Source organism: Candidatus Methanoplasma cognatum (assembly GCA_009777615.1).
GTDB classification, from domain to species: Archaea; Thermoplasmatota; Thermoplasmata; order Methanomassiliicoccales; family Methanomethylophilaceae; genus Methanoplasma; species Methanoplasma cognatum.
Genome location: WRLM01000003.1, coordinates 174065 through 195557, shown reverse-complemented (window position 1 = coordinate 195557; position 21493 = coordinate 174065). Strand labels below are relative to the sequence as shown.

Sequence of the window (21493 nt, the reverse complement as noted above, 5' to 3'; positions counted from 1 at the left end):
TGGCCGGATATGGCCGTTGAGAAGGATGAGCAGGACGGGGTGCGGCTCAACAAGTTCCTCAGCGAAGCGGGAACGGCGTCGAGGAGAGGGTCAGACAGGATCATCGAGGAAGGGAGGGTGACCATCGACGGCAGGGCAGCGGTCATCGGCGACAAGGTGTTCCCTGATAACAAAGTGTGCGTCGACGGTAAAGAAATAAAAAGGGTGAAAGAGGACATAATCCTGGCGTTCTATAAGCCGGCGGGGATAACATCCACATCCAGCCCGGATGATGAGGACAACGTGGTGGATTTCATTGGGTACCCCAAGCGGATATTCTCCATCGGGAGGCTTGACAAGGATTCGGAAGGCCTTCTGCTGATGACGAACAACGGCGAACTCGCGGACAAGATAATGCGTTCGAAGAACGAGCACGAGAAAGAGTACCTCGTAAGGGTGGACAAAGACATAACAGAAGAGTTTGTCAGCGGCATGTCGGGCGGGGTCCTTCTGGACGACGGCAGGGTGACCAAGAAATGTTTTGCGGAGGCGATCGGCCCCAGGGAGTTCAGGATAATACTGAGGCAGGGCCTCAACAGGCAGATCAGGAGGATGTGCTCCCAGCTCGGCTATGAGGTAAGGAACCTGAAGCGCATAAGGGTGGTCAACATCACTCTGGGCGACCTCAAAGAGGGCCGTTACAGGGACATATCGAAAAAGGAAAGAGAGGAGCTGTACAGGCAGATCGGCCTGAAGTAAGGCTCCGCCGGGGCATTCTCGGCGGCCGCAATTGTTATGGCACAGCAAAAATTAAAAGAAAGGGGCAGGGGCCCCTGTTTATTCATTGGGTTTGGTAACCTTCTCCATCAGTCCCTGGGAGTCCTTGATCTCCGAGTCTGACATCTGGAGCTTGTTCTGCAACTGGTATTCGGTGTGAACGCTCATGCAGTCCACATGCGAAACAAGTATGCCTTCGTCGGTCGCAACGAATTTGACCGTTATGGGGGTGCTTCTGGTAACTCCTTCCGGAAGGTCCATCTCGAACTCTCCCACGCTGTATCCGTCGATGAGATCTATCCTCTTCCCGCCCTCGTTGTTGGAGGCGGAGTTCTCGTAGATCTCCACTTTTATAGATGTCTGGCCGTCCTCGATTGGGAAATAGGTCTTCGTGGAGACGATGGGGAGCACTTCGTTCCTGAAGATGATGTTGGACACCATCTCCTTCTCGTCGTACATCGCTTTGATCCCGAAGGACTTGCTCAGAACGTTGTGGACGGTTATCTCTCCCTCCTGGGGAACGTATGTCTCTCCGGCTGCTGCCGCTGCGGCGAACTCCTCCGCGCCTGCCCAGTTGTGTGCGCCGGCGAATATGGCGGCACCCTTCGCTATGGACTGGTCCGGGTCGAACACCTTGACGCTGGCGTCCGGGTACTTTTGGGATATGCCGTTCTTGACCTGAGGCATCCTGGAGGATCCGCCCACAAGGACAACATCGTCGATGTCGGATATGCTGAAGCCCTTTGACGCGAGCGCCCTGTCGATTATGTCTATGGTGGTCTGCATAAGGGACGCCGTGGCGGCCTCGAACTCAGCCCTTGTTATTGTGTAGACGGCCTTCTTTCCTCCGACGGTAAGCGTCCCTTTAGTGGAATCCGCCGTCGACAGCCTCTTCTTGATCGTTTCCGAGTCAAGGATAAGGGACTGCTTGACGTCGTCGTCATCATCGAGCTCGCTCTCCTCTATGTCGTTCTCCTCGCATACCTTCTGCTTTATGATCTTGGTCAGCGCCTGGTCCCAGTCCTTGCCTCCCAGAAGCCTCTCGCCGTCGGTCGCGACCGCCGTGAACGCGCTGCCGTCGATGTCCAGGATAGTCACATCGAAGGTCCCGCCTCCGAGGTCGTATACCATGACTCTTTTCTTGCTTTCTCCTCCCGCGCCGAATCCGAAAGATATCGCGGCGGCGGTGGGTTCGTTGATTATGGTCACGTCCTCAAGGCCGGCCACTTTACCGGCCGTCTTCGTGGCGTCCCTTTCAGTCTGCCCGAAGTATGCGGGGCAGGTGATCACTGCTTTCTTAACTTCCACGCCGTGGTTGTCGTTGAAATCGTTGATCATCTTCCTGAGTATGGCCGCGGACAGGGTGACGGGGGTGTATCTGTCTCCGTCGATGTCCACTTCGTAGTCGGTGCCTATCTGCCTCTTTATGGCTGTGACCACCCTTTCCAGAGGGTACATTATCGCCATGTCCTTTGCGGGTGAACCGACTATTATCTCTCCGTTCTCGTTGAAAAGGATGACCGACGGTGTCGTGTCTTCCTGTTCGAAGTTCTTCTCGACAACCGGGTCTCCCTCTTCGTCTATGTATGCCAGGCACGAGTACGTCGTGCCAAGGTCAATTCCGATCATATATTCGTTGCTCATTTCTCCTCATCTCCTTCTCTTATCTTGTTTTCAGAAAACTTATAGATTTTCACCTTTTCCTTTTGGAGGACGCGTCCCTGGTACACGTACCCGTCCGACACCCTCTCTGCTATCATACCGTTCATAGATTCATCGCTGGTTGGTATAACGCCGACGATTCTTTGGTGTATTGTGTTCAGTCTCTCGTACTTGCTCTGGCCGATCTGCACGCCGCAGTCGACGAGGATGTTCTCCATGTCGACCCCGTACGCTTCGAACGAACTGAGTATGTCTTTTGGTGAGAAACTGTCCATTTTAGCGTTCATTCCTTTGCAGAGCTTGAAGAAGTCCTCTCTCATTATGGAAAGCTGTTCCAGCATCCCGATGAACTTCCTGTTCGCAAGTTCCGCATCTCTTTTGTTCATGACCGTTGAGTATTCTCTCAGCTGTTCCTTAGAGGTGGTGTATTTTCCCAGTTCCGATGTCAGGACGGCGACCATCTCTTTGAGTTCGGCGATCTCCTCTGTGAGAGAGCCCGCATCCGCCCAGGTAGACGCCGCCCTGTACGGGGTGTCTTCCCGTACCGGTTCCGCGGTCGCTGTTTCTATCACGATGTCCTCTATGATGACTTCCTCTTCGGGCGGCCCCTCGGCGGAAGAGCTCATCACTGATTCCATACCATCTTCCCGAGGCTCTTCTCCCTCGGATATATCCCAGTGCCCTTCCTCGTCCTCGATGGTTCCGGTGACGAGGAAGTTCTTCAGCCTGCTGGTCTTGCTGGATCTCTTTTTTTCGGTCATTTCATCTTATCCTCCAGGCTCTCGCAGTTGAGAAGCCAAATGAATGGGTCTTCCACGCGCATAGGCGATATCCCTCTCGTGAGCACGCTCCCCGGAGGGTTGCTGCCGAGCGCGGATACCGCAAAATAAGAATGTTCTCTGAATTCCTTGACAGTGTGAACGAAAGCAGTCGACACGGCTCTGCGCATATACTCTTCGATCTCCACGCTTATCTGTTCGAAGTTCGTCCTGTCGTATCTTCCCCTCTCTCTTTCGATGTTCAGCGACGAGTTCATACCGAAAAGTATGCTGCTTTCCTCGTCGTTCTCCGGGACCTTCATCAGGACGTCCGCCTTTGTGAGCACGACCGCCAGCGGGATGGGTATGGGGTCCTTCATCCTGAGCGAGTTGTTCGTTCTTATGATGTTCACGATATCGGAAAGCATATTGGCCACGCTGACCCCCGTGGGGGGTTTGTTGTCCATACGTATCCGTGTGTTGATGTAGGGGATCTGCAGCGGGTCCACCAGGAAAACGATCCCCGACGCTCTGGAAATGAATGAGTTCAGGTTGAGCCCCATTATCTTTCCGGTGGAATCGAGGTCCTCTCCCGCAGTATCGAAGAAAGCCAGAGTATACACCCTGGGCGAGTCCCCTTTGAAGAATTTGAGGTAGTAGATCATCGGCTCCCTTGACTCCTTGCTCTCTTCGAACGAGAGCGTGGGAGCCAGCTTCCTTCCTTCCTCGTACAGCCTCTTGTAGTACATCTCCCTGTATTTCAGGGTGGTGCGGTCGGTGGCGGAGCTCATTATCGCGTTGAATTCCTTGGAGAAGGAGTTCTTAAGCTGATCGATCAGCACCGCTATGTAATGGCTTTTGCCGACCCCTTTGGGGCCGAGAACCACGAATACGGTGCTCCCTTCTTCCTCCGCCCCCTGAGGTATTGGATTGTGACAGCTCGGGCAGAGCCTTTTGTACACATGCTTCTTGCAGACGTCGCAGGTCCCCGACGAGTTCCTCATGATGTGATATTTTGTTGTGACCGGGGAGGGACCTCCCGGGTCCTTGCCCAGGAAGATGGAGTTCTCTATGTCGATCTCCTCGTCCATGTTCTTTGATCTGAATCTGCGCGCGCTCTTCTCGTCAAGTTCTCTGAGGAACATCTTCGTGCATGCCGGGTTCGTACACTGATAGTGGATGTTCTTAAGGTCCACCGAACTGAAACAGAAGGGGCAGGTGTATGTCACCGAAGGCGCCTGGGATGGTTCTGGTCTCTTTGCCATTTTCTCACTTCTCCTTGTACAGCGGGTGTATGAACCTGAACAGGTTGTAATCCTCCTCGTTGACGAAGAAAAGTCTCACCTTGCTGATGTCTATCCTGTCTTTCACCGTGAAAACGGTCACATTCCTTCCCGAAACGATCGGCACCGGCCTGTTGGACGACCACATCGTCTCTCCTTCCCAGATCTTGAGCGGTATACCTTCTTTGACCGCTACCGCCGATACGGGGGGAAGCTCTTTTACCGACGGGTCGGTGTCGATGCTCAGGATCATCTTTGTATCCGTCCTCGATATCCCTTCGGCCGCCAGAGAGTATCTTACTTTGGTGTACGCTCCGGAAAAGATATCCAAGCTCATTCCTCGTGAAGGCATCCTCTCCCCGGACACGTCGTAAACGGCATATATGGTTATGACCCGTTTCTTCGAGTTGCCCATCGGTATCCTTACCATCTTGTCTTTGTCGTAAGCGTCCCTGGTAATGGTGATCCTTTCCGCGTCCAGATCATCCGGGCCGGATGCGACAGACGATTCCTTGATCACAATTACCGCCGACTCCGCTCCGGTCGGCCATGTCATCGTCAGACAGCAGTCGTTCCCGCTTATCCTCTTCTCTACGTCCCTGAAGGGTTTCAGGTTGGCCACCATGATGTCCTTGCCTCTTACGGCCACCTTCCCCGCGGGTATCATGGGGTAAATGTACTGCACCGCGCCGTCCGGGAGTAAGAACCTCATTCCGTTCTCATATACCTCCAGAGGCTGTATCTCTTTCATCCATGCGTTGAGGTCTTCGAACTTGACCATCCTTCCGAACATGTTCACTTTTCTAGGCGACGAATACAGGACGACCTTTTCCTTGCTCTTCCATTTAGCCGTGAAGGAGCCGTCCGCTTTGTTCCATCTGATCTCCATATCCCTTACAGGTTCCGGGAACTTTGTGGTGGTGAAGGAGAATGCGGCGCCCATGGATCTTTCGGTGCGTCCCTTGTTTATGTATTCGGCAACGAAAAGGTAGTGGTATTTCATTCCGCCCTTCAGACCGTAATCGTCTATGACCGTCCCGCCGTCGTGCATTATTTCCACTTCTTCTCCGACGCCGGCGGCGCTGGTGCCTTCTTTTCTCCATATGCGCACCCTCGAACAGCCTTTGGGCTTTTCGTATATCAGTCTCAATCCCCCCTCGATGGGCTCGATGCTTACGTTCTCCACTTCTCTGAAGACCATCACCGGGCCGCAGGAGGCCGCCTCTCTGGAGAGGATCCCCCATCTTTTTGAATAGATCGAATAGTAATTGTCGACGCCCGGATCCATCGTCTTGTCCAGGAACACGCTCCCGGGGATATCCGCCAGAGGAACGGTCTCGTCCGTTACGATAGGCAAGGAATCTTTCGCTCTGAAGATGCAGAACGTCATTCCCGTCCTGTCCTCCGGAACGGCGAATTTCAGCAGTATCTTTCCCTCTCTGATCTGAGCCACCGCGTCGGCGGGGGACTCCGGGGGACGCTCCTTCATCATCGCTTTGGCGATAGGGTGGTCCGGACACAGCTCGACCGCGGTGACGTACATCATCATGACACGGTCCGCATCCTTCAGTTCGGAGGCCTTCTCGCATATCCGGTCCGCCTCTATTATCCTCTGCGCCGCCTCCTCGTATTTTCTCTCGATGTCGGGATTGTTCAGTATCTTTGTGAAGTCCAGCTTCGCGTCGTCGATGGCGCCCCTCAGCGCGTGGTACTTCCTTTGTTTGTAAAGGAGGTCAACTTTGTTGTTGAACTCCGCATGCTTTGCGGAGAGCGGTCTGAGCTCGCTCTTCATCTCAAGTATCGACGGGTATGTGGAGTAAACGCGCTCTATCTTCGATATGCAGTTCGCGGCCTCGTCGATCATTCCGTACGATATGGCGATCCTGAACTTCTTCTCAAGGTCCTTTGCTTTGTTGAAGCCGTCCTCGAAATCGAAGCCGCATTTAACGCAGGCTTTGTTCCCGGATATCTGACTGGTCGCGCACTGCGGGCATTTGATCTTCATGCTGGAACCGCAGACCGAGCAGCACATCACGCCCTCTCCGGATTCGACGAGGGCGCCGCAGTTTGAACACGTTGCAAGCCTGCTTTCTTTGGATGAGAAATTGGAGATGTATTTCCTCTTCACGCAGTACTCTTCGAGTATGGATATCGCCATTGACGGATCGGCGTTCGTTTTGCGGATGAATCTGTTCACGATCTCATCCACATATTCTCTTGTGAAGGGCTGCCCGTAGTCCTCGTCCATCAGCTGTTTCGCGGGCTCGAGGGTCCTCATGCATTTACCGTATTTCACCAGGTTGGTGAGGTCCTGGTCGGAGCCCAGAACCAGCTTGAGGGACCTCAGCGACTGTATGTACGAATCCTGGTTAGGGAGTATCTCCTGCCTTACGCTGTTCACTCTCTTCTCGCATGAATCGAATGAGGACCTTATCTGAGTGAGGGCGCTCCCTTCGTCAAGCGGATTGATGTTGATCTCCAGATCGGGATTCTTTATGAGGTCGTTCAGGAGGTCCATGGGTGTGAAGGCGTGAACTTCCTGCAGCCCTTTGAAGGCGGACATGACCTTGTCGCTGACGATCGGCGGGACGGATGTCTTCCTGATGCCTGCCATGCTGATAAGGTCCTCTTTGTTAACGCCGTCCCATTGCAGTTTCTTTACGAGGTTCTCGGCGGTGCCCGGCAGCAGAATGCGGCTGCCGTCATGCAGTATGATGGAGTCTCTGTTAAGCCTTGAGGCCTTAGCTCTGAGAAGTTTCCGGCCTTCGTCGAACTCTTTGGATCTGAGCAGGGGGTCTTTCATCACCCGGCGCATGTCGGGGACCATGTCCAGCCATTTGCTTATCTGGAACCTGCGGTCAAGGTCGTTCTGTTTGTCCTTGCTCTCTTTTGTCCACTTGCCTTCTTTGGCGGCTATCTTCTTATCTATCGCGTCGTAGGTGTACGAGCTTTCCTTCAGAGGATTAAGTCCTATAAGGCGACAGTAGTTCTCTCTGTCACTTGTCATCGACCCATTCCTCATCAGCGGAGCCTTCCTCTTATCTCTCCGCTACCTATTCTTCCGCTGGCTCCGCCGCCTCCGGCACTTTCGCGCATTCCCATCGAACCGGAGCCGATGGCCGTGGCGATCGTGCTGAACGCCTCTCCCAAACGGTCCAGGGTGGTGAACATCGCGCCTTCCTCAACGGTCGATATCTGTTTAAGGAAGCCAAGATCCGCCTCGCCTATACCCACCGCCACGACGGCGATCTTCGAGTTTCTGCAGTTGATCGCTTCGCTGACGGCGAAGTCCCTCTTTCCCCAGATCCCGTCTGTGAGAATGAGGATCATCTTACCTCCGGGGCGGTTGGACAGCATCGTCGCCGCCGTGCCCATCGGGCTGGCGTCCGTGCCTCTCCCGTAGACGTTCACTTTCAGGCCGTCGAGGGCGGTGACGATCATGTTGGGATCGCCGGTCATATCCCTCATTATGCCGACCTTGTCGCCGAACCCTACGAGTCCGAACTTCGTGTTATCGCTAGCTACCGTCATGACGAAATCGTTGACTGTCTTCTTTACCTCTTCAAGTGAGTTCCTCATGCTTCTGGACAGGTCGATGCAGAGGACGACGTTCTTCGCTATAGGCGCGCCCGATGATCTTTCCTTCGGCCTTTCACTCATCCATGAGATGTCGCCGGGGACAGGCTCTGAATCCACTTGCAGAAGCTCCCCATCCTGGGTCGCGGAGACCTTCACGACCCCGTTCTCGTCGTAGTTGTATTCTATATCTATGATCGCGCCGTCGCCGGGGTTGTAGAATCCGGAGATGACCACCTTGGCAAGCACATAGCAGTCCAGAGGCATCCTGCTCTCGCCTTGGAGAGTATACACTTCGATGATGTCCGTCTGATTGCCGGGCTCTATCCTGAAAGGCTTCTTTACCGAGGATGGGATCTTGGAGTTCCTTTTGATCATTATCTCGTTGATGTACCGGTCTCCTCCCGGACTCACCGACAAGGCGCCGAGGCTGTGCGCAGTTACGTCAGATATCTGCATCTCCCTTACTCCGGTGCTTGTGCTGCAATAGAATTCGGACGTAAGGGCGGCGCCCTTCGCCACCGCAAGGTCGGTGTCAGAGTGATCTATCACCGGCTTTCCCGATATCCTTTCCAGGAATTCGGTAACCTGAGGCATTCTCGTAGAACCTCCTACGAGAAGTATCTCATCAACATCTCCCCAGGACACCCCGAGGTCGCTGAACAATTTCATGCAGACGTCCTTCGTGGCGTTGAGGAGGAACTGCGTCCGGGTGTCGAACTGCTCTCTTGTAAGCGTATATTTGCTCGCGTACCCTTCGTATTTTATCTGTATGGTGACGCTGTCGGTCTTGGTGAGTATCTTCTTATAGTTTTCAGACGCCACGATCAATTCGTTCTTGGTAGGCTCGTCGTCCCTCGGATCCACGCCGTATTCTTCGTAGAACTGTTCGCAGACAAATTTGACGATAGCTGCGTCCCAGTCCTTTCCTCCGAGTATGTGGTTGCCGTCCGTTCCGAGTACCTTGATGTTACCTTTCTCGACCTTCACCAGCGTGACGTCGAAGGTCCCGCCTCCGAGGTCATAGACCATTACGGTCTTATTGGATTCTCTGTTGTATCCGTACGATATCGCGGCAGCGGTCGGTTCGTTTATGATCTTCATGACCTTGACGCCGCACGCCTCTCCGGCGCGGATCGTCGCGGTTCTCTGGAAGTCGTTGAAGTACGCGGGGACGGTGATCACCACCGAATCTATCTTCTCCCCGGTCCGCTCTTCCGCATCAGATATCAATTTTTTCAGCAGCATTGCGGAAAGGTCTTCCGCCATGTACACTTTACCGTGCGCCTCGACAGTGAAGCTGTTGTCCCCCATGCCTCTCTTGAAAGATGCCGCTATGGTCCCGGCGCCGCCGGCCTGCATATCCTTTGCATCCTCGCCAATCAGGACCTCACCGTTGTCCAAAAAGCATATGACCGAAGGGGTCAGTTCCTTTTCGAACTTATTGTTGATGATCTCGGGCCTGGAGTTCTTTCTGTCATATCTTGCAACTGTAGAGTACGTTGTTCCTAGGTCTATACCCACCTTCATATCCCATCAGTAGGAGATATGTATAACGCGATATAAAATAGGTTTGACGGGCCGCTACGAATTTCGAAATCCAAGTCAAGCGGCAGGATTAATTTTTTAAACCCTCATCCGCCGATACGAAAACCGCAGAAGCATCCGGCGCCATACGCTGATGACCATTCATTGCTGATATGCCAGCAGGAAACAGGAAGGGATATTTACGTTGCTAAAGGACCGAAGAGGTTTTCTATTAGATGCCGGAATGCGCTGACTAAATTGCTGACATATTGTCACCTTTCAACCGTATGCGAAAGTGACGGAGAAATAGCCCCTTACGGCTGTGCGGCGTCCCGCTCCGGACTTTGCCGGGACCTGATCCGTTGCTTCCGCAGAGCTGTGAACTCAGTGTCTGAAATCCGGCAGACACCCAGCCCCTCAGACTGCGCAGTAAAGTTCCCCGATCTGGAGACACTGGAAATTACAGCGGCGGCGATAGGGTCCAATATGTTCGAGGGATTCTGTCCGACACGCAGGGGGATCGAGATCATTCGAGACTATTGTCTAGGTAAGTTGACGATCGAACAGTTGGCGGCCTTTGCGGCAGAGAGATCTTATGAGTGAGTATAGGTACATAGATCCTGATTACGTATACACCGACCCTGAAGATAAATGAACGGCAATGTGAATAAAATGCCTGAAAAGAGACAACGGACAAAGGTCAATATCCTTTTCAGATTAAGATCTCGTCCAGGCTTCTTATTCGCGCGTCGCATTCGGCGCACGGAACATTCTCCCCGCTCCTGTTTATAAGTACCGAGAACAAACCGGCTCCCTTCCCGGCCAATATGTCGTTGACGCTGTCCCCGATCATCATGGAGTTCTCAGAGGATGCGTCCATCTCGGACATGCACAGCAGAACCGGCTCGGGATCCGGCTTTGAGAACGCCACTCTGTCCTGCCCGACAACAGATGCGAACATACCTTCCACACCGAGCAGCGCGAGCACTTCTCTGATCTGCGGCATGTATGAATTGGAGACTATTCCCAGCACGCAGCCCGCATCGGAAAGGCGGTACAGACATCTTTCCGCGTCTGGAAACAACCTCAGGCCGTTTACGCAGGTATCGTCATAGGTGCGCATGACAAGGGAGATGAACTCTCTGTACTTGCAGGGGGAGTTGGGATGATATTTTGAGAATGTAGCGCTCAGAGGAGTTCGGATGTACTCGTTGTAAAGCGCCGGATCGTAAGGTATGCCGAACTCCCTGAATGCGGCCATGAACGCTTCCTCATAGCCTTTTCTTGAATCGACCAAAGTGTTGTCCAGGTCGAATATGTAGAAGCCATATTTTTCCATCTGCCGCCCGGACGCAGTTCGGATAGATATGGTTTCTCTGCTATTTCCCTTCCGCGCATGCCTTTTGGCTAAAGGAAAAGCAACTATACAGTAGTCATGCCTTAAAGCAGTGCTGTTTTTCATCGTTGTTTCGGCGTCATCCCTGACAAATGTATTTTTTTCGATAGTTTTGTACGGCTCACCCCTGCAAAAAATGCGCCTCTTATGTGATATCGCTCGTTTTCCTATCATTCTTTTTTATGGTTGAAGCACATTTCCCACCCAGTGACTAAATGAAGGACGACATTCAGATAGAAGAAGAAGCCAACGTCATGAACATAACGGACATCGCCGGTAAAATAGGTCTGAGGCCGGAAGACATAGATCAGTATGGAAAATACATCGCAAAAGTGCCGCTCGACGTCCTGTCGAGATTCGACGGCAACAAGAACGGGAAACTGATAATGGTCACGGCCGTGACTCCGACCCCCGCAGGAGAGGGGAAGACAGTTACGACCATCGGCCTCATACAGGGCCTCAGCCACATAGGCAAAAAAGTGGTGGGTGCGCTCAGAGAGCCGTCCGTGGGGCCAACGTTCGGCGTCAAGGGAGGAGCCACCGGCGGAGGGTATTCCCAAGTGTATCCGATGTGGGACATCGACCTTCATTTCACCGGGGACATACACGCGGTGTCATCCGCCCATAATCTTCTGTCAGCCGTCCTTGAGAACAACTTAGTGAGGGACAACCCGCTCAGAATAGATCCGTCCAAGATAGTTCTGAAGAAGGCGATGGACATGAACTGCCGCGAGCTCAGGGAGATAGTTGTCGGCCTCGGCGGAGGAAGGCTGTCCGGCGGCGTGATGCACGAGAGCGGTTTTCTTATAACTTCGGCATCCGAGATCTCGGCCATACTCGCGCTTTCTACAAGCTATAAAGACCTCAGGGAGAGGATCGAGAGGATGGTCGTCGCGTACACGTACACGGGAGAGATGGTGACCGTTAAGGACCTGGGATGCGCCGGGGCAATGATGATACTGCTCAAGGATGCGATAAAGCCCAATCTGGTTCAGACCTTGGAAGGCCAGCCGGTGTTCGTTCACGGGTTCCCCTTCGCCAACATAGCTCACGGCAACAACAGCGTGATAGCTACGAAATACGCCATGAAGCTCGGCGATTATGCGGTGACCGAAGCGGGATTCGCCGCGGACCTCGGAGGGGAGAAGTTCCTGGACATCGTATGCAGGCAGGCGGGGATATCCCCCGACTGCGTCGTCATCGTAGCATCCGTGAGGGCGCTGATGACGCACGGAGGCGCGGACCTCGAGAAGCCGGAGACCCTGACGAAAGAAGCTTTGACAAAAGGCCTGTCCAATCTCGACAAGCACATAGAGAACGTGAAAGGATACGGGGTTCCGGTGGTGGTGTCGATCAACCACTTCTCCTTCGACAATCCGGAACACATGCAGATGCTCCGCGATCATTGCAGAGAGCTTGGAGCGGAATGCGTTCAGTCGGACGCATTCATGGAAGGCGGGAAAGGCGCTGAGGAGCTTGCCAGGAAGGTCGTGGAGGTCCTCGAAAGAGGGGAGAAGAACTTCAAAATGCTTTATGAGGACGACGTCCCTCTCAAAAAGAAGATCGAGACCATCGCGACCAGGATATACGGCGCGGACGGAGTGGTGTATTCCGGCCAGGCGGAGAAGACCCTTAAGAACCTTGAGGATAAAGGGTTCGGGAAACTCCCGATATGCGTGGCGAAGACGCAGTATTCTCTCTCCGACGTAGCCGAAATGAAAGGAGCCCCGAAAGGGTGGAAGCTCAGCGTGAGAGAGGTCACCGTTTCCGCCGGGGCGGGATTCGTAGTGCCGATCTGTGGCGAGATGATGCTGATGCCCGGACTCTCAAAGGTTCCGGCCGCCATGAAGATGGACCTGACGGAAGACGGAAAGGTCAGAGGGCTGAAATAACCGCATCGTCCTTCATACTGTACCAGCGGTCGGCCTCTTCCTTATCCACGGGAACGCCGTCCCCTGTGTCGTACATATTCCCGAGGAGTATCTGTGCGCCGCGGTGCTTGTTCATCGCGGCGGAAGTGAGCCAGTCCAGAGCCTTCTCGGTGTTCTTTTCTACGCCGTATCCGGTCTTGTACAGTTGCCCCAGTATGAACTGGGCCTCCGAATGGCCGGATTCGGCGGACGCAGTGAACCATTCTACTGCGGCGGAAAGATCCTTTTCTTCACTGTCCCCGTCGAAATAGATCAGCCCGAGTTCGTACTGGGCCCGGGGATCTCCCATCGTCGCAGGCATGTTCAGCAAAGAAATGGCTTTTTTGGCGTCCTTTTCCGCCCCGTAGCCTTTACTGTGCATTTTCCCCAAGAAATACATCGCGCCAAGGTTCCCGTCATCAGAGGCTTGTTCGAACCAGTATTTTGCCGCTGAAAGGTCTTTTTTCACGCCCTGTCCTCTTGAATAAAGGAGGCCCAGATAGAATTCCGCGTCGGAGGACCCTCTGTTCGCGGAGGACGACAGTATAGAGAAAGCGGAACGGTAGTTCTTTTCGGACTTCGTCCGGATTATGAATTTAGCCCACTCTAATGGTTCCATCTGACTTTCGAACGGAATGCCAGAGTCCTCGTGCATAGATGCGCAATGAGTTAGGACGGTTATAATTCTTATGCTTTTTCGGTCCCTGTCAGGAATCGTTGCAAAGGTGACGGTTTACGTCAGAAATATGTTTTCATCAAAGCACGGGCAGCGGCAAATATCTGTATTGTTTGAGCTGTCCGATGTTTCCTATACGTCGCTTTCCGTGCACGGAGGAAACGAAAATTCGTTACTCTGTTATGATCTCTCTTGTGTTAACAACCCTCTGTGTTGGAACGTTCTGGTCAGTGCGAGATATTTCGTATGTATCGTTCTTCCTCAAGGGCATCGATGGTGAGGAGAAGGATCCGAGTGTAGCTAAAATGATAAACTTGTTCGGTATATGGAGGACTTATGCCCACGTTGAGGTATGACAGCACTTGTTCGGAAGCGCGTTCCCATATGGATTGCGCGTCGCCGAATTACGATCCGAACAAGGCGGCGGAGATGCTGGAAAAGTTATCCGCAGAGGGCAGCGGCGAAGCCCGGTATCTTTATGCCCTGTTCCTCCGCACCGGAACGTCCGTCATCAGGGACGAGATCACGGCAAAAGAGCTTCTGACGCTGTCCGCCGCTTCGGGCTGGGAGGACGCCGCTCTGACTATGGATGAGATCGGAAGAAGCGCCGGCGCGGAAGACGCAGACACACTCTTTGATCTTAAACTCAGGGGTGAACAGAGGGACACCGATGCCTGCAGGGAGCTGTTCGAGATGTACACAGAAGGAAGGCCCCCCGTCAAGAAAAGCCACAGGGCAGCCGTCAGATGGTACACCGTATGCGCCGAGGAGGATGACGTCCACGCGCAGTGTACGATCGGTTTCATGTATCTAATGGGCAAAGGTGTCGGTAAGGATAAGGAAAAGGCGGTGTATTGGCTGAGTAAGGCGGCAGAGAACGGCAGCTCCGAGGCAATGTACCATATCGGAGAGATGTATGAGGCCGGCCTCTGCTATTCGGACACGGATATGAAGGAAGCGGTGAGGTGGTATCAGCAGGCGGCCGACGCAGGCAACGCCGATGCACAGTATGCCTTGGCATTCATACACATGGTCCCGAAGACATCATATCACAGCGACGCCAAGTCCGCGGCGTATATGGAGAAGGCCGCCGCATCCGGGCACAGCGAGGCGCAGTATCAGCTTGGCATGATGTACGCTTACGGCAAAGGGGTCAAAAGGAACGAGGCCAAGGCGATAATGAATCTCGAAGCATCCTGCGAACAGGGATTCCAGCAGGCAATGGTCGACTATGCGAACATGAGATTTGAAGGAGAGGTGCTAGAACAGGATCTGGAAAAAGCGGCCAAATGGTTCGAGAAGGCCGCCGCATCCTGCAACGGATACGCTCAGTATGCGCTCGCCTGCATGTACGGTACAGGAAGCTATTACAAAAAAGATGACAAAATGGCCGTAAAGTATTTCACGGACGCGGCGGAGATGGGGGAGGCCAACTCGCAGTATTATCTGGGATGCTACTACTACGAAGGAAGAGGAGTGGAGAGGAGCGAAAAGGATGCTGTGTTATGGCTCGGACAGGCGGCCGAGCAGGGGCATCCGGGAGCAAAAGCCTTCCTGGGTATGATATATGTCACAGGTTCCGGGGTCGCGGAGGACATCGAAGAAGGAATGAGACTTCTCAATGAATCCGCCGATTCGGGATACGCCGAAGGGCAGTATTATCTTGGGAAACTGTATATGGAAGGCAAGCACGTGAAAAAGAACATACCTCGCGCAAAAAAATATCTGTCTATGGCGGCTAAGCAGGGAGATCTCGACGCAAAAACGCTTCTCGGAAAGATAAAAGCGGAGAGGATACGCTGAAAGGAGGTACGGCATGGCAAAGAGAACGATATTCCAGGATGCTGAGACGGGGAACCCCTACGCAAGGCTGGGTCTTGCCTATATGTACCACCACGGGAAGAACATAGACCCGGATCCGGAACTTGCGATGAAATGGTACACCAAATCATCGGAAGCGGGATGTTCGAGGGCCAAATGGGAGCTGGCAAAGATATTCCGGGACGGAACGATAGCCAATAAGGACGGCGCGATGTTCGTTTTCCACCTCAAAGCCGCGGCCGAAGCCGGGGTTCCAGAGGCAAAGGTCGAGTTAGGGTTCACATATCTGAAAGGGATCCACATAAAGAGGGACGAGGTGTCGGCGTTAAAGTGGATGCACTCCGCCGCGATCCAAGGGGATCCGATGGCGCTGTTCATGACCGGATACATGTACGGGAGAGGGATCGGCACCCGGCAGGACATATCGGAGCAAGAGCAGTGGTATGCGAGGGCGGGACTGAAAGGCAATGGGGAATTGTTCTATTGGATAGGCCGGAACTTCGAATACGGTCTGTTCAACGTCGAATTCGATCTTTTCGAAGCGGGCAGGTGGTATAAGATGGGGGCGGACATGGGGCACGAGAAATGTCTCATGTGCTGGCAGTACGTCCTTTCCGCACTCGCTGGAGGGAAGCATGATTCTCTGGAGGAGAGAGAATCCATCCTGATGAACGCCGACGTCGAGAAAGAGAAGCTTGCCAGGGAACAGGCGCTCAACGCCGCTGATTATTTCTTCGAGATAGGAAACGAAGAGAATGCGTTCAAGAACTACACGATATCGGCGGAATTGGGGGATCCTCTTTCGATGTTCACTCTGGCAATGATGTACCATGCCGGGATCCATGTCAAAAGAAACGACAGGAAAGCCCTGGAGCTGATGATGAAGGCTTCGGTCGCGGGCTCCGAAGATGCTCAGTTCACCATCGGCACTTTTTATGAAGAAGGGATGGGCCTGAAGAAAAGCCTGGACGAGGCGATAAGATACTATACGATGGCAGCCGCGAACGGTTATCTGACAGCATACTACAGGCTCAGCCTGCACATGGAGCATCCCGAGATACACGTCAGGAACTCGGCCGTGATCGTGAGGTGATCTTTTGGGTTTCAAAGAGGTCCTGGATGCCGCGTCCGGCGGCGATCCCCATGCGCAGAATGCGATGGGATACATTTACTTTGACGGGAGCGGCGTCCAAAAGGATATGGAGAAAGCCCTCATGTGGTTCAGGCTGTCCGCGAGGCAGGGAGATCCGGAAGGGCAATGCAACTTTGGATACATGCTCGCGCACGGGTATGGTGCCTACCAGGACACCGATAAAGCGTTCAAGCTGTACAAATGCTCCGCCGAACAGGGATACGTGAGGGCGCAGTTCAACCTCGCACACATGTATTCCGAAGGCCTCGGAACGGAACAAGACTGGAATGAGGCGCTGACGTGGTATTCAAAGGCCGCCGAGAACGGCAATCTCGCGGCTCATTACAGGATAGGCGTGATGAAAGAAGAGGGCAGAGGGATACCAGCCGATGAGAAAGAGGCCTTAAAGATATATGCTGAATGTGCGGAGGTAGGACACCCTAAGGCAAGGTTCAGGCTGGGCATGATGATCTTTGAGGGAAGGGGGGTACAGAAGGACCCGAACAAGGCGGCAAAGATATTGGCAAAGGCCGCGGAGGAGGGGAGCCCGGATGCCATGCTGCAGCTCGGAAAGATGTCTTTAAGTGGGGAAGGAATGGTGAAGAGCGAGAACAACGCCATGAAATGGTTCAAAAAAGCGGCTGCGAGAGGCAGCGAAGAGGCAAAGGATATTCTGAAGGACCTGCAGCATTGAGCATGGTGCGGGCGTGTTTTTACGCTAGAAAGGAAGTTTTAACTGTATATTATTGTACATTAATGCCGCAAAGTGGTTATATTTGAATTGATTTGTATATTCACACAAGAGGCATCCCCATGAAAATGAACGATTACCAAATGGAAAAGATAACGAACATGTTATCAACGATAAAGGAGAAAAGTCCTTTCTACGGAAAGAAATTCAAAAAGATAGACCTTTCAAAGGTGAATACGCAGGAGGATTTTGAGAAACTCCCGTTTACTGAAAAAGAAGAGCTTCGCGACGCGTACCCTCTCGGGCTCAGCGCCGTGCCAGAAAAAGAGATCGTGAGGATACATTCATCATCGGGGACGACGGGCGTCCCGGTCATAATACCATACACAAAGAAGGATGTCGAAGATTGGGGAACTATGTTCGAACGCTGCTACAGGATGGCGGGGTTGAATTCCGAGGACATTGTACAGGTGACTCCGGGATATGGGTTATGGACGGCTGGAATAGGGTTCCAGTACGGCGCGGAGAAGCTCGGCGCGATGGTGATCCCCATGGGGCCCGGGAACACGGAAAAACAGATCAAGATGATGACGGACCTTCACAGCACGGTCCTGGGATCAACGTCATCGTATGCCCTGCTTCTGTCGGAAGAGATCAAAAAGCGCGGCATAAAAGACAAGATAAGCCTCAGAAAGGGAGTGATAGGGTCGGAACGCTGGGGAGATAAGATGAGGAAGAGGATAGCGGACGATCTCGGCGTTGAGTTGTACGATATATACGGCCTGACGGAGATATACGGGCCGGGCATCGGCATAAGTTGCAGTTACGATAACGGGATACACATGTGGGATGACTATCTCTATTTTGAAACAATAGATCCGAAGACGGGTAAGGTGCTTCCGGACGGCCAGGTGGGGGAACTGGTGATCACCACCCTTCTTAAGGAGGGGGCGCCCCTGATAAGATACAGGACCCATGACCTTACAAGGATAATGACAGGGGACTGTCCCTGCGGATCCAGGTATCCGCGGATCGATATCATAACAGGAAGGACGGACGACATGGTCAAGGTGAAAGGGACCAACATATTCCCCGCCCAGTTCGATGGCGTGCTGAGCAAGATGGAGGATGTCGAAAGCGAATACCAAGTGATGATCGATCATTTGGAGGGAAAGGACATAATCACTGTGTTCTTCGAAACAAAGCTTCCTGAGGAAAAGAGGCCGGCGCTAGAGAAAGAGACCGCCAAACGGCTCAAGGAGACCATAGGCGTTATGGTCATACCAAAAGCGGTCAACATAGGGGATCTTCCGAGGAGCGAGAAGAAGACCAATCGCATATTCGACAACAGATATTGATCAGTTCTTCCCGAATGTGCAGGGGGAACCCAGTTCGAAATTTCCGTCGGCTGCCAGCTCAAAGTGGAACTTGGTTATACCAAAGTCGACCATGTTCAGTCTGCCTCCGGGGGTCTCTGCGGAAAGCGTTCCATCGACAAAATGGAATCTGGTCCTCTGACGGTTCATCGCAGTGGGCGCGAATTGTGCCGCTTTAACGCCCGCGGTCACCCAATCCGGAACATTGGTGTTGCCGTTAAGGAAATCGGACACGCTCTTTGTCTTGCGGTGCGGTGTGTCCGGCACAGATGTCGGCTCGGCCATAGCTTCCGCGCCGTAGCCTACAGATATCACGCATACCATTTCCTCATCGCCTTTTATGTTCAACGATTCGCTTTTCTTGTTAAAGGTCAAGGCAACCCAGCAGGTGCCGAGTCCGAGAGACGTTGCCTCCAGCACTATATGTTCCCCGTAATATCCGCATTTTTCGTACAGGTCCGGATCATTCGCTTTCCCTTTGAGCACGATCACAGAACGGACATTCTTGAACCTGAAGGTCTTGATCGAGTGGAAGGAATCGCTGTCTTCCACAAATTCTATTGTCAGCCCGGAGGCCTCGTTGAGAGAGCGTACGGACTCTCTGAGGATCTCGATCTTATCTCCCTCTATGTGCCTGTCAAGATATTTTCTAACCGACCTTCTTTTCCATACCGCGTCGTAAAGATCCTTTCTCTCCACCTGAAAACCCCCCTTATCTTTTGCTCCCGCCCACCATCACGAGATATGCCAGCAGTGCTTCGAGCTGTATCCTTTCGTTGCTCCCTTCCACTATCCTGAATTCGATCTCTCCCGTTTTATCCATCAGCTTAACCTTTTCGGAATCGGTTATGCTGAGGCTGAAGAATGAGGAATGTATCTGCCGTATTATGTCCTGCCCGGACAGACCGTATGTGATCATGATATCGTCGAGCATATCCCTCGCACCGGTGAAACTCCCTCCAAGTGCGGCCTCAAGCATCTTCTTTATTTCCTCAGGTTTGGCAAGACCGGTAGTCTGGAAGATCACATCCATTGTTATCTGTTTACCGAGCGACGCGGCCACCTGCAGGGAATTCACCGCGCGCCTCATATCCCCTCTGGCGACGTGGACGAGTCCCTCCAGCGCGTCATCATCGATCTTAACGTTCTCTTTTTCAATGATCCTTTTGAGGTAGTCCTCGATATCCTCTTTGGAAAGAGGGCTGAATCTGAACACTGCGCATCTCGACTGGATCGGGTCGATGATCTTGGATGAATAGTTGCATGACAGAACGAAACGGCAGACCTTGGAGTACTTTTCCATCGTACGCCTCAACGCCGCCTGCGCGTCATTCGTAAGGGCGTCGGCCTCATCCATGAATATGATCTTGAAATCGGCCTTTCCCAAAGGCGCGGTCCTGGCGAACTCTTTGATCTTTCCTCTGACGACGTCTATGCCTCTTTCGTCAGACGCGTTCAGTTCTATGAAATTCCCCTTCCATTCTCCGCCGAACAGCCCCCTTGCCAAAGCGAGGGCGCAGGTGGTCTTCCCGGTACCGGCGGGGCCGGCAAGCAGAAGATGGGGAGTATTGCCCGATGACACATATGCTTTCAGTCTCTCGGTCACGTGCCTCTGGCCTATAACTTCGTCAAGATCCTTCGGCCTGTATTTCTCGGTCCAAATCTCATTCATGGGAATGGTTCACTATGGCATATGTAACTGATAAAAGTTTTCAGCTTACAGTGCGGCTCCAGCCTTAACACATAAGGGGTGCCAGCACCGTTCATGTGTTTTTCACTCGGAGAATAGTCTTCTTCTGTCCTCCGGCATTCTGCTGAGGAATTCTTCAGCTTCATCAGGGGAGACGGCATGTTTGGTCCCGTCCTCATCCTCTATCACGACGCCGCTGTTGATCAGCAGATCATGCCTTTTTTTCCTCACGTCTTTGTCAGGATGGCATACGAACTGGCAGTTGGAGCAGGTATACTGCATTTCGTATGTGCCGGCAAGCAGCGGGTTGTATGATACGGGGCCGGTCCTTTTTCTTTGCAGGTACCGTTCGATGTATCTTTTTGATATCGTTCTGTATTCTTCATCGTCATCCGGGAGAGGGAATCTTCCCGGTGACCATGTGGACCATTTTCCGCTTCCGTCCAATCCCGTTATCCCTCCGCAGGGATAAGCGCAGCGCGAGGCGAGTCTGCAGTTGCCGACCCTCATCTCCTTTCCGCCGATCGTCATCGTACGTTTACCAGGAAGAATGAAGTCCGCCACGCATGACCTTTTACAGAGAAGACACCCGTCGCAATAATTTTCGCTTTCGGGGAGGGACTCCGTCGGTTCCAGTTCGATGTCGGTGACCACTCCACCCAGCGAAAATGCCGCGCCGTGCTGTTTTGTCAGGAGCAGTCCGGACTGTCCTATGCTGCCCACTCCGCAAGCCGCGGCAAGGAGCTTCAGGGAGATTGGCGGGATGCGGTCGAAGATGCCGTTCGGAGTATCCTTTCTGAAGGCGAAATTCGATGCGATCGGAACCGCCCTGTGCCCCAAAGAATCGAGAACTGTGGACAACTCGAAGGAGATGCCGAATGCGAATGTCGTCCTCTCGATCTTATGCCCGCTGAGAGAGAAATCTTTCTTGCTCAGAAACGGTTCTATCAACTCTTGGCTGAAAGGAACGGCGAACACTATAGCCGATTTCGCCCCGGGCAGAACATAATCCAGATCGGCTGTATAAGGAGCCCCCTCCAGCGAGCTTTTCGATACGATGCCGGATAATGCGGCGCCAAGACCTTTGGGCATGTTCAATGCCATCTCCGCTGTTATGACCATAACAGAAGATTCCTGGCGCGGTATTTATTAGGTCGTATTTTGAACAGATATTAACTATATCGCCTATATCTCCCGGCGCCGTACGGACCAGCGGCGGCCGCTGCGGGTCAAAGGACG

General features: G+C 53.1%; 17 protein-coding genes. 7 read left to right on the top strand and 10 right to left on the bottom strand.

All coding sequences use genetic code 11. The features are described from left to right. Nucleotides 1-9: 9 nt before the first annotated feature. Nucleotides 10-738: a pseudouridine synthase gene (locus FWG96_05230; protein ID MCL2032651.1), complete on the top strand. Its 729-nt coding sequence runs from the start codon at nt 10-12 to the stop codon at nt 736-738. A gap of 78 nt (nt 739-816) precedes the next feature. Here the strand turns inward: FWG96_05230 and FWG96_05225 are convergent, their stop codons facing one another. The 5 genes from FWG96_05225 to FWG96_05205 are packed head-to-tail and all read right to left on the bottom strand — an operon-like array spanning nt 817 to nt 9565. Continuing rightward, a complete protein-coding gene (locus tag FWG96_05225) occupies nt 817-2400 on the bottom strand; it encodes an Hsp70 family protein (GenBank protein MCL2032650.1) in 1584 nt (527 codons plus the stop codon). After that, on the bottom strand, nt 2397-3179 hold the full coding sequence (gene grpE / locus FWG96_05220) for a nucleotide exchange factor GrpE (protein ID MCL2032649.1): 783 nt from the start codon (nt 3177-3179) through the stop codon (nt 2397-2399). The genes FWG96_05225 and grpE overlap by 4 nt, the downstream gene beginning before the upstream one ends. After that, entirely contained in the window at nt 3176-4441 is a 1266-nt protein-coding gene (locus tag FWG96_05215; protein MCL2032648.1) for a hypothetical protein, read from the bottom strand. Before FWG96_05215 ends, grpE begins: the two co-directional genes overlap by 4 nt. Nucleotides 4442-4445: 4 nt before the next feature. Continuing rightward, the gene (locus tag FWG96_05210) at nt 4446-7466 is read right to left on the bottom strand and encodes a zinc ribbon domain-containing protein (protein MCL2032647.1); all 3021 of its coding nucleotides are present in this window, start codon (nt 7464-7466) and stop codon (nt 4446-4448) included. Between the two features lie 14 nt (nt 7467-7480). After that, on the bottom strand, nt 7481-9565 hold the full coding sequence (locus tag FWG96_05205) for an Hsp70 family protein (protein ID MCL2032646.1): 2085 nt from the start codon (nt 9563-9565) through the stop codon (nt 7481-7483). A gap of 384 nt (nt 9566-9949) precedes the next feature. Between FWG96_05205 and FWG96_05200 the strand changes: the two genes are divergently transcribed. After that, nucleotides 9950-10165: an antitoxin VbhA family protein gene (locus FWG96_05200; GenBank protein MCL2032645.1), complete on the top strand. Its 216-nt coding sequence runs from the start codon at nt 9950-9952 to the stop codon at nt 10163-10165. Nucleotides 10166-10274: 109 nt separating this feature from the next. On the opposite strand, the gene FWG96_05195 is transcribed toward FWG96_05200, so the two are convergent. Next, nucleotides 10275-10901, bottom strand: a complete 627-nt coding sequence (locus FWG96_05195) for an HAD family hydrolase (GenBank protein MCL2032644.1) — start codon at nt 10899-10901, stop codon at nt 10275-10277. A 272-nt stretch (nt 10902-11173) separates the two neighbouring features. On the opposite strand from FWG96_05195, the gene FWG96_05190 reads away from it, so the two are divergent. Beyond that, nucleotides 11174-12850: a formate--tetrahydrofolate ligase gene (locus tag FWG96_05190; protein ID MCL2032643.1), complete on the top strand. Its 1677-nt coding sequence runs from the start codon at nt 11174-11176 to the stop codon at nt 12848-12850. Here the strand turns inward: FWG96_05190 and FWG96_05185 are convergent. Beyond that, entirely contained in the window at nt 12834-13523 is a 690-nt protein-coding gene (locus FWG96_05185) for a sel1 repeat family protein (GenBank protein ID MCL2032642.1), read from the bottom strand. The genes FWG96_05190 and FWG96_05185 overlap by 17 nt on opposite strands. Nucleotides 13524-13928: 405 nt before the next feature. Between FWG96_05185 and FWG96_05180 the strand changes: the two genes are divergently transcribed. From FWG96_05180 to FWG96_05165, 4 genes are all read left to right on the top strand, one after another. Next, a complete protein-coding gene (locus FWG96_05180) occupies nt 13929-15347 on the top strand; it encodes an SEL1-like repeat protein (GenBank protein ID MCL2032641.1) in 1419 nt (472 codons plus the stop codon). Nucleotides 15348-15360: 13 nt separating this feature from the next. Next, nucleotides 15361-16458, top strand: a complete 1098-nt coding sequence (locus FWG96_05175) for a sel1 repeat family protein (protein MCL2032640.1) — start codon at nt 15361-15363, stop codon at nt 16456-16458. 4 nt (nt 16459-16462) lie between these two features. Further along, complete coding sequence (locus tag FWG96_05170) at nt 16463-17191, top strand: sel1 repeat family protein (protein MCL2032639.1); 729 nt, start codon at nt 16463-16465, stop codon at nt 17189-17191. A 119-nt stretch (nt 17192-17310) separates the two neighbouring features. Next, the gene (locus FWG96_05165; GenBank protein ID MCL2032638.1) at nt 17311-18546 is read left to right on the top strand and encodes a phenylacetate--CoA ligase; all 1236 of its coding nucleotides are present in this window, start codon (nt 17311-17313) and stop codon (nt 18544-18546) included. Here the strand turns inward: FWG96_05165 and FWG96_05160 are convergent, their stop codons facing one another. The 3 genes from FWG96_05160 to FWG96_05150 form a co-directional block, all read right to left on the bottom strand. After that, entirely contained in the window at nt 18547-19263 is a 717-nt protein-coding gene (locus FWG96_05160) for a nitroreductase family protein (GenBank protein MCL2032637.1), read from the bottom strand. Nucleotides 19264-19276: 13 nt separating this feature from the next. Further along, nucleotides 19277-20236, bottom strand: coding sequence for a replication factor C small subunit (locus FWG96_05155; GenBank protein ID MCL2032636.1), 960 nt, complete (start codon nt 20234-20236; stop codon nt 19277-19279). A gap of 102 nt (nt 20237-20338) precedes the next feature. Continuing rightward, entirely contained in the window at nt 20339-21376 is a 1038-nt protein-coding gene (locus FWG96_05150; GenBank protein ID MCL2032635.1) for a hypothetical protein, read from the bottom strand. Nucleotides 21377-21493 lie beyond the last annotated feature (117 nt).